General features: G+C 62.2%; 12 protein-coding genes. 9 read left to right on the top strand and 3 right to left on the bottom strand.

The window, feature by feature from the left end; translation table 11 throughout:
• Positions 1–63: 63 nt before the first annotated feature.
• Positions 64–801, top strand: a complete 738-nt coding sequence (locus G5B31_RS20555) for a Crp/Fnr family transcriptional regulator (RefSeq protein WP_165020062.1) — start codon at positions 64–66, stop codon at positions 799–801.
• Between the two features lie 58 nt (positions 802–859).
• Here the strand turns inward: G5B31_RS20555 and G5B31_RS20550 are convergent, their stop codons facing one another.
• From G5B31_RS20550 to G5B31_RS20540, 3 genes are all read right to left on the bottom strand, one after another.
• A complete protein-coding gene (locus G5B31_RS20550; RefSeq protein ID WP_165020061.1) occupies positions 860–1048 on the bottom strand; it encodes a hypothetical protein in 189 nt (62 codons plus the stop codon).
• A gap of 211 nt (positions 1049–1259) precedes the next feature.
• Positions 1260–1673: a hypothetical protein gene (locus G5B31_RS20545; protein WP_240904523.1), complete on the bottom strand. Its 414-nt coding sequence runs from the start codon at positions 1671–1673 to the stop codon at positions 1260–1262.
• Positions 1670–2095 carry a hypothetical protein gene (locus G5B31_RS20540; protein WP_165020060.1) on the bottom strand — a complete coding sequence of 142 codons (426 nt, stop codon included), beginning with the start codon at positions 2093–2095 and terminating at the stop codon, positions 1670–1672. Before G5B31_RS20540 ends, G5B31_RS20545 begins: the two co-directional genes overlap by 4 nt.
• A 272-nt stretch (positions 2096–2367) precedes the next feature.
• Between G5B31_RS20540 and G5B31_RS20535 the strand changes: the two genes are divergently transcribed.
• From G5B31_RS20535 to G5B31_RS20500, 8 genes are all read left to right on the top strand, one after another.
• The gene (locus tag G5B31_RS20535) at positions 2368–2682 is read left to right on the top strand and encodes a hypothetical protein (protein ID WP_229804748.1); all 315 of its coding nucleotides are present in this window, start codon (positions 2368–2370) and stop codon (positions 2680–2682) included.
• Complete coding sequence (locus G5B31_RS20530) at positions 2679–3065, top strand: hypothetical protein (RefSeq protein ID WP_165020059.1); 387 nt, start codon at positions 2679–2681, stop codon at positions 3063–3065. Before G5B31_RS20535 ends, G5B31_RS20530 begins: the two co-directional genes overlap by 4 nt.
• A gap of 8 nt (positions 3066–3073) precedes the next feature.
• Positions 3074–3535 carry a hypothetical protein gene (locus tag G5B31_RS20525; RefSeq protein ID WP_165020058.1) on the top strand — a complete coding sequence of 154 codons (462 nt, stop codon included), beginning with the start codon at positions 3074–3076 and terminating at the stop codon, positions 3533–3535.
• A 212-nt stretch (positions 3536–3747) separates the two neighbouring features.
• Positions 3748–4518 (top strand): hypothetical protein, encoded by a 771-nt coding sequence (locus G5B31_RS20520; protein WP_165020057.1) that lies wholly within the window; start codon positions 3748–3750, stop codon positions 4516–4518.
• A 13-nt stretch (positions 4519–4531) separates the two neighbouring features.
• Positions 4532–5359 carry a transglutaminase family protein gene (locus G5B31_RS20515; RefSeq protein WP_240904522.1) on the top strand — a complete coding sequence of 276 codons (828 nt, stop codon included), beginning with the start codon at positions 4532–4534 and terminating at the stop codon, positions 5357–5359.
• A gap of 90 nt (positions 5360–5449) precedes the next feature.
• On the top strand, positions 5450–5629 hold the full coding sequence (locus tag G5B31_RS20510; RefSeq protein WP_165020056.1) for a hypothetical protein: 180 nt from the start codon (positions 5450–5452) through the stop codon (positions 5627–5629).
• Positions 5630–5707: 78 nt separating this feature from the next.
• Complete coding sequence (locus G5B31_RS20505; protein ID WP_165020055.1) at positions 5708–6241, top strand: hypothetical protein; 534 nt, start codon at positions 5708–5710, stop codon at positions 6239–6241.
• Between the two features lie 257 nt (positions 6242–6498).
• Positions 6499–7327 (top strand): transglutaminase family protein (locus tag G5B31_RS20500; protein WP_165020054.1); only part of this gene is annotated, 829 nt, incomplete at its 3' end.

The following is a 7327-nucleotide window of genomic DNA, read 5'->3' as shown; positions in this document are numbered from 1 at the left end:
CTGATCCAAAGCAGTGTCCGGAGAGATTTCCACACCTGGATTACGGCAGTGTAGGGAGCCTTCATGACATCAGCCGAACACAGCCCCCTGACACGCAAGCTCTCCGCCTTCGTCGCCCTGTCGGAGGTCGAGCTGGCCGTGCTTGAACGACTGCATGAGCGTCGTCGCTCATTCGTCGCGGGGCGTGACATGGTGCATCAGGGGCAGTCGGCTCAAGCCGCGCACATTCTGTCGTCGGGTTGGGTCTGTTCCTACAAGCTCCAGGCCGACGGGACGCGGCAGATCGTGGATTTCCAGGTGCCGGGGGGGGATTTTCTGGGATTGCGCAGCGTCCTGTTGCGCACGTCGGATCACAGCTTCGAACCCATCGTTGACATCGAGGCCGCCGAAGTGCTGGCGAGCGACCTTATCGATGCCTTCGCGCGGACGCCGCGCCTCGCGACCGCCATACTCTGGGCAGCGTCAAGGGACGAAGCGATGGTCGTGGAGCATCTGGTCGGGATCGGTCGGCGTGATGCGGACGCCCGAATGGCGCATTTCCTGCTCGAACTGGGATCGAGGCTTGCGCTGGTTGGAATAGGCAGCAAGGAAGGATTCGACTGCCCTCTGACGCAATACCATCTCGCCGATACGCTGGGGTTGAGCGCGGTCCATGTGAACCGCGTCCTGCGGCAGCTTCGCGAGAGTGGACTGGTCACCTTTCGGGACGGCCGCGTTACGTTTCACGACTATGGCGGGCTGGTGGAACTTGCCGAGTTCGATCCGGAATATCTGGACCAGACTGGGCCGCTACTGAAATGAGAGGGCCGCCCTCCCTTGCTCGGCAGGCGGCCCCAGTGTTCACGTCAGACGCCGGAGGTTACGCGAGGGCGTGGGTCGCCGCATCGAGTTCCTTGTTGGTCTCGGCGTCGTTCTTCGCGGTGTTGGCCTTCTCGGCTGCTTGGTAGTGCTTCAGCGCCGCATCCTTCTTCGGACCAGGGGGCGCCTTGTCCCATGCGGCCTTCACGGAGGTCATCTTTTCGGCGGTCTTGTTCTGTTCGGGAGTCATTGGGATTGTCCTTTCTGGACGCTCCGAGAATAAGAAGCGTGTCGACATGCCGTCCTTTTTGGGATCGGCACGCCCACACGCTTCTCGGGTACTCGGAAAAATGCACCACCGAATGTTCGGCGGCACGTCTCACCTAAACGGAGTCGGCGCCCCGCCGCACTGACGCAGGTTAGCCCCGACGTCTGCGGCAGGTCGATTACCTCTGCGCTTGTCAAGCCACCGAAGTTTGCTGGTGGGAAATCCTCAGCCATCTGTCGTCATCGTTGAGGTAGGTAGAGGCACAGAGGGCCTTGTAGATCGGCACATCGGGTTTTTCTGCCGAGACGCGATAGGTGAGAATGGCGATATCATGACACCGGGTGACGCGCCGCTCGGCCATCGAGACGGACCGCCAGCCGGTTCTCTGTTGAAGATGGGTCCAGATTTGGTCGCCCTGGAGGATCCCGGGCGGATAGGGGAAGACCATGACGGCGTTGGTCGCAGTCGTTGCCCGCGCGTTGTCGGCGCCACTGGTCCAGAAGTGTTCCTCCATGTGCCAGAGAACGCCCTGTTCGCGAGGCGATAGCGTGCCGGACTTGTGTGCCGCATGTGCCGGTCTGCCCATGGTTGCGGTTGAGACGGTCATTCGCCTGACCCCGACCCGCCAAGCATGAACATCTGAAACAGCACAAAGACGATCCCGAGCACCGCCCAGATCGCTCCGCTTGTGCCCGGCCGGCCGCCGGCCACCGTCGAGGCGGTTCGCTTCAGACTACCTGACGCCCGGTCTTCGGGGAGCAGCTGGCTCAGGTCTCGTGCGATCCTGCCGTGATCGCTGGCGAGCGCAGGAACGTCCCGAAATCGGGCAAGCAGCGTTCCCAATCGTGCCCGCGCGGCGTCGCGCCCGAGCGTGACCAGTTCAGCGGTTTCCTTCCATGGATCGAGGCCAAGCCGTGCGAGCGTGGAGAGGACAGTCACGACATAGCCGTTCCGGTCCTCGCCGACGGAGGCATGGAGAAACCGATCGAACTCGGGCGGGTGCGGGTTGAGAACATTGGGGTCGGCCATCGCCAATCCTTTCAAGGGTTGCAGGAATGCAGATCATCCCTGTTTCCCAAAGAATACGCGCAGGTCGGTCTCGCCGCCCTTACACAGGTCAGTACGGGCGACTGCCCTCAGGAAAGTCGCAGCCGTTTCGGTGCCCGGGACTAACATGCGTCAGCGCCAGGCGAACGATCCCGAGGTACAAGACACTCAATCGTTCGACTGGTCGGTCCCGCACTCCAAGGGGCCGTCAACAGTGGTGAGCGACGGATCTGCCAACATCGCGGAGACCAGAGATGAACATGCGGTCGACCAGATCGACGGTGACATTTTCGAACCCGTTCGCGTTGCCGGGATACCCAGGCAATTTGCCCCCGGGCGACTACGAGGTTCTTGTCGAAGAAGAACTTCTACAAGGGCTCAGCTTCGAGGCGTATCGCCGGACCGCGACCTACCTGACGGTGCGCGGAAGGGGCGGTCATGCGGGACGGACAGAGTTACGGGCGATTTCCGACAGCGACCTGAAAGAGGCGCTGAGCCGGGATCGGGCCGCGACTGAGAAGAACAATCACGGCGAGGCGGCGCCTTCTCCGCAGGAGGACTTGAAATGAATGCTCCCGAATGGCTCAAGCCCGGCATCTATGGTGCCGTGATCGGCGCAGCTCTTGTCGGCGTGGTCGGTTTTACCTGGGGCGGCTGGGTGACCGGCGGAACCGCGAATGACAGGGCAATGGCGATGTCCCAAGAGGATGTCGTCGCCTCCATGGTGCCGGTTTGCCTTGAGATGGCGCAGTCCGACCCAGCACGGGCCGAAAAGCTTGAAACGATCCGGGCGGCCTCGACCTATCAGCGGCGTGATGTCCTGATGGAGGCGGGCTGGGCGACGATGCCCGGAACAGATGCTCCGAACCGCGATATCGCGCAGGCCTGCCTCGCAGCCCTTGATGTTGACGCGTTGCCGGAGCTCCCGGAAAGCGCGGTCGATGAAGGATGAACCGTGCCATGCCGATAGCTTCCCCCGAGACTACCGAGCTCGAACGGCGTGTGCTGGCGCATGAACGGATCCTGCAAGCTCTGATTGCCTACATGGCCCGTACTGAGCCGCGTTTCGTGGACCACCTGCGAGAACGGTTCGTGGAGCCAATGAGTATGGCCCGGCACGAACACGACCACCGCGAAACCGACGATTATGCGGAAGAATTCATTCGCGCCGTGATGCTCCTCGGAGAAGCGCGCGTGCCAAAGGCGAAGGAGCCGGAAATGACCGACATGAAACCCGTGCCGCCGAAAAGCAGAGGAGCACAAGATTCTTCCATGAACCGGCCGACGCAGCGCAGTGGGGTTCAGGTGCGCGAACGAAACGGCATCTGGGAGGTGCAGGTCGACGGCAAGTTCCGCGGCGACTACCACCAGAAGGAACATGCTCTTGCCGCTGCAGCCTTGCACAAATTGTCGCCCCGATGACCAGCAGCACCCACCCGACACTCCCGCAGGACTTCGCGATCCAGGTGGCTGAGAACGAAGGCATGCCAACGAGACCGAATTCCAGAGCCTCCCCGCTACCGGCCGCGCCCACTCGACGGCTGACCGGAACGCTCACGCTTGGGCTATCGAGGACTCGCGCGGCAACCAACGGGCTCTGGTCCGCCAAGGAACAAGCTGCGATGAGACATCCCTTGGCGAGGCTGATCGCGCGGGCGGCAGCCATAGCCGGTGTGATCGCCTCTTTCGCCTTTCCCGTGCTTGCGCAGGATGGAACCGGCCCAATGCCGGAGAACGCCCAGCCGCGCAGCTATGGCGGCGGATGGGTCTGCGACATCGGTTACCGGGTAGAGGGCGCCGAATGCCTGCCTCTCGATATCCCCGAGCATGCCTATCCAACCGGGCGCTCCTACGGGACGGGATGGGAGTGCAACCGAGGGTACGAGGAGGTGGACGGGACGTCCTGCAATCCCATCCCGGTGCCCGCCAATGCCTTCCTCCGGTCTTCCGGTTACGATTGGCAATGCGAACGCGGGTTCCGGCAGGAGGACGAGGCATGCGTGCCCATTGTTCTGCCCGAGCGTGCCTACCTGACGGACGATGCCTCGGGGAGGGGATGGACCTGTGATCGTGGCTATGAGGCCGCTGCAGAGACATGTTCGCCGATTGCCGTGCCAGAGAACGCGTATCTGACCAACGCAGACTACGGCGCCGCCTGGGCTTGTGAGAGAGGCTTCGTCAGAATCGACGACCGATGCGACGCCGTTGTCGTGCCATCGAATGCTTATCTGGACGAGGCATCCTATGGACCGGGCTGGAGCTGCGAGCGCGGATACGAGGTGCTGAATGGCGCCTGCGTCGCCATCGATCTGCCGGAGAACGCCTATCTCGACCGATCCGGCAACCGGTGGAGCTGCAATCGAGGTTTCCAGCTTTCGGACGGGGCGTGCGTCCTTGGAAGATGAGGGTGACAGAACGATGCGCAGCCGCGTGTCCGGCATACGCGTCAGCATAGGGTGTCGTCTCCGATACAGCTTCCCTCAACCGACGCCGCTGATTGCGCTTCTGAACGTGCACTACTCGCGGTTCGGCGATCTGGAGCGTGCCGATTATCTCGTGACCTCGCCGAGCGTGCCCCTCGAAAGCTACCGGGATGGCTTCGGCAACTGGTGCACGCGCGTCTTGGCTCCGGCGGGCGACTTCTGCCTGTCGACGGATGGCGTCTTCCGCGACACGGGCCTGCCTGATCCCTCCATGCCCGGCGCGCGGCAGCACGAGGTTCAGGATCTTCCTTTCGAGACGCTCGTGTTTCTGCAGGGCAGCCGGTATTGCGACACCGACCTTCTGTCGGAGGAGGCGTGGCGCCTATTCGAGACCACGGACGCCGGATGGTCACGCGTCCAGGCGATCTGCGATTTCGTGCATGGACATGTCCGCTTCGACTATATGCAGGCAAAGGCGACGCGCACAGCGTCGCAGACCCTCGCCGAGGGGCAGGGTGTCTGCCGCGACTTTGCCCATCTCGCCATCGCCCTGTGCCGATGCATGAACATTCCGGCCCGCTACTGCACCGGATACCTGAGCGACATCGGGGAGCCTCTGCCTCATCCGCCTGGGGATTTTGCCGCGTGGATGGAGGTCTTTCTCGCTGGGGAATGGCACATGTTCGACCCGCGGAACAACAAGCCGAGGTATGCGAGAATTCTGATCGCGCGCGGTCGCGATGCTGCCGATGTCCCTCTGACCCAGACATTCGGCCAGAACACGTTGATGGAATTCAAGGTCTGGACGTATGAATTGGCCTGACTGACCTCGGCTTCCTTTTCGATGCACCATCGCAATTCGGGTCGCCAGCCCCTATATGTAAAGTACCGATGCGAGGTATCCCGGTCCGACATGGACGAGGAGCTGGCGTCGGAAAATCAAAGGATCGATGAAATGTCCTTCAAGGACCTGACCGCCAGGGCTGCGGCTGCGTTAAAGCCCAAGCCTGCGAAAACAGCGACGACCCCTGCCAAGGAGACCGAGCCCAAGGCTTCTGGCAAGGATGCAGCCGCGAAACCCAAGACATCTTGAGGGTGTACACCGGTTACGCGCCTCATTCCCGTGAGGGGCGCGGACCGCCCACAGCACCCATGGGAAAGGAGCGCGCCAATGGAAGATCTGAGAAGCAAGACCGTTGCGGTTTTTTCCCGACCCTTCACCGTTCCGGGCTTTGACGAGATTCTCCCGGCGGGAGAGTACGAGATCGATACGGAAGTGGCTTCGCCCCCTGATCAACGGGATCCCGCAGCCTGGAAAGCCTCCGTCCTTGTGAAGCTTCATCCCAGGATATCTCATCCTGGACTTGCACGGACTCTGACTGTTTCCCTTGCCGACCTCGACCAAGCAAGCGCCAGAGACAAGCTCACGGGCAGGGCCTTGTCCAACTTATTCCTTGAAGAAATGCTGTCTGACCCGATGGTACAGCTCGTGATGAAAGCCGACGGCGTCTCCGAGGCGCACCTGCGACATCTCTATTCCGGGTCTGGGACATCCGATCCGAACCTGGCTGCGCCGCTTTCGAAGACGACCGCCCGAGGAGCGCGGGACGAAGAGTCGATCCGAGCCGCCGAAAACGAAGGAATGCCTACGCGACCGGACTCGCCGCCGCCCTTGCGCACCCGTCTGGCTGCGGGAAAAACGTGATGGCGGACAAGGCCCTCGCCGAAGGTGACGTACCGGGCATCGCGACCCCAAGGACCGTGGGTGATGTTCCGCAAGAACGCCGATGCCTGCGATGCGAAACCTCGTTCTGGAGCGAGGGCTTCGGAGAACGGATTTGCCGACGCTGCAAGGGGTTGAATGCCTGGCGGAACGCCGCGCCCGTCAGCGCGGGCGCATCTCGCCGCCGCTGATCCCTGCAGCCGCGCGCCGTCTTCCTCAATCCGAACTGGAATATCATTTTGGCCTGCCTCGAGATCGCTCACACCACGACCTACAGATACCGTCAAAAGGTCCCTCTTGGGCCCCATCGGTTGATGCTACGTCCCCGAGAAACAAGGGAACTGCGACTACTTGCGCATGCCCTCTCCATTTCGCCGACGGCGACGGTGACTTGGGCGCACGACGTGGCCGGCAACGCTGTCGCCACCGCCATTTTTGACGGCGTGACGGATCATCTGGTGATCGAGAGCCGTGCCACAGTGGATCTCACCGCGCCTGCATGGCCGGTCTTTGCCATCGCCGCCTCGGCCGCGCAGTACCCCTTTGTCTACGCCGACGACGAATGGACCGATCTGGGCGCGTTGACGGTTCCGCAATACCCCGACCCCCACGGTCGGCTATCCCGATGGGTTGAGGGCTTTGTCATGGCGCGTCCAACCGACACCCTGTCCCTACTGAAGGACATCAGCAACGGTGTGTTCACCCAGATTTCCTACCAGAGCCGTGAAACGGAAGGCACCCAGCCACCGATCGAGACTCTTGACCGGCGATGGGGCTCGTGCCGTGATCTTGCGGTCCTGCTCGCCGAAGCCGCGCGCACGCTTGGCCTCGGTTCCCGCATCGTATCCGGCTATCTGTCAGATGCGGAAGAATGCCTTTTTGGGTCTGCGGGTTCCGGGTCCACCCATGCCTGGGTCGAGATATTTGTCCCCGGTGCCGGATGGATTGCCTTCGATCCCACGAACCGGAGCTTCGGGTCCTTCAATCTGGTACCACTCGCCGTGGCCCGAAACATCGAACAGGTCACCCCGGTGGCAGGCAACTTTGTCGGAACGAACGTCGATTTGA

It is taken from the genome of Rhodobacter sp. SGA-6-6, assembly GCF_011043545.1.
GTDB lineage: Bacteria > Pseudomonadota > Alphaproteobacteria > Rhodobacterales > Rhodobacteraceae > Pseudogemmobacter.
The sequence above is the reverse complement of the archived record's forward strand: the minus strand, read 5'-3'. Positions and strand labels throughout refer to the sequence as shown.

Excerpts from the sequence above, each read along its gene's own strand:
- G5B31_RS20515 (WP_240904522.1), top strand. The coding sequence starts at position 4,532 with ATGCGCAGCCGCGTGTCCGGCATACGCGTCAGCATAGGGTGTCGTCTC.
- G5B31_RS20540 (WP_165020060.1), bottom strand. The coding sequence starts at position 2,095 with ATGGCCGACCCCAATGTTCTCAACCCGCACCCGCCCGAGTTCGATCGG.
- G5B31_RS20530 (WP_165020059.1), top strand. The coding sequence starts at position 2,679 with ATGAATGCTCCCGAATGGCTCAAGCCCGGCATCTATGGTGCCGTGATC.
- G5B31_RS20545 (WP_240904523.1), bottom strand. The coding sequence starts at position 1,673 with ATGACCGTCTCAACCGCAACCATGGGCAGACCGGCACATGCGGCACAC.
- G5B31_RS20555 (WP_165020062.1), top strand. The coding sequence starts at position 64 with ATGACATCAGCCGAACACAGCCCCCTGACACGCAAGCTCTCCGCCTTC.
- G5B31_RS20535 (WP_229804748.1), top strand. The coding sequence starts at position 2,368 with ATGAACATGCGGTCGACCAGATCGACGGTGACATTTTCGAACCCGTTC.
- G5B31_RS20510 (WP_165020056.1), top strand. The coding sequence starts at position 5,450 with ATGGACGAGGAGCTGGCGTCGGAAAATCAAAGGATCGATGAAATGTCC.
- G5B31_RS20550 (WP_165020061.1), bottom strand. The coding sequence starts at position 1,048 with ATGACTCCCGAACAGAACAAGACCGCCGAAAAGATGACCTCCGTGAAG.
- G5B31_RS20505 (WP_165020055.1), top strand. The coding sequence starts at position 5,708 with ATGGAAGATCTGAGAAGCAAGACCGTTGCGGTTTTTTCCCGACCCTTC.
- G5B31_RS20525 (WP_165020058.1), top strand. The coding sequence starts at position 3,074 with ATGCCGATAGCTTCCCCCGAGACTACCGAGCTCGAACGGCGTGTGCTG.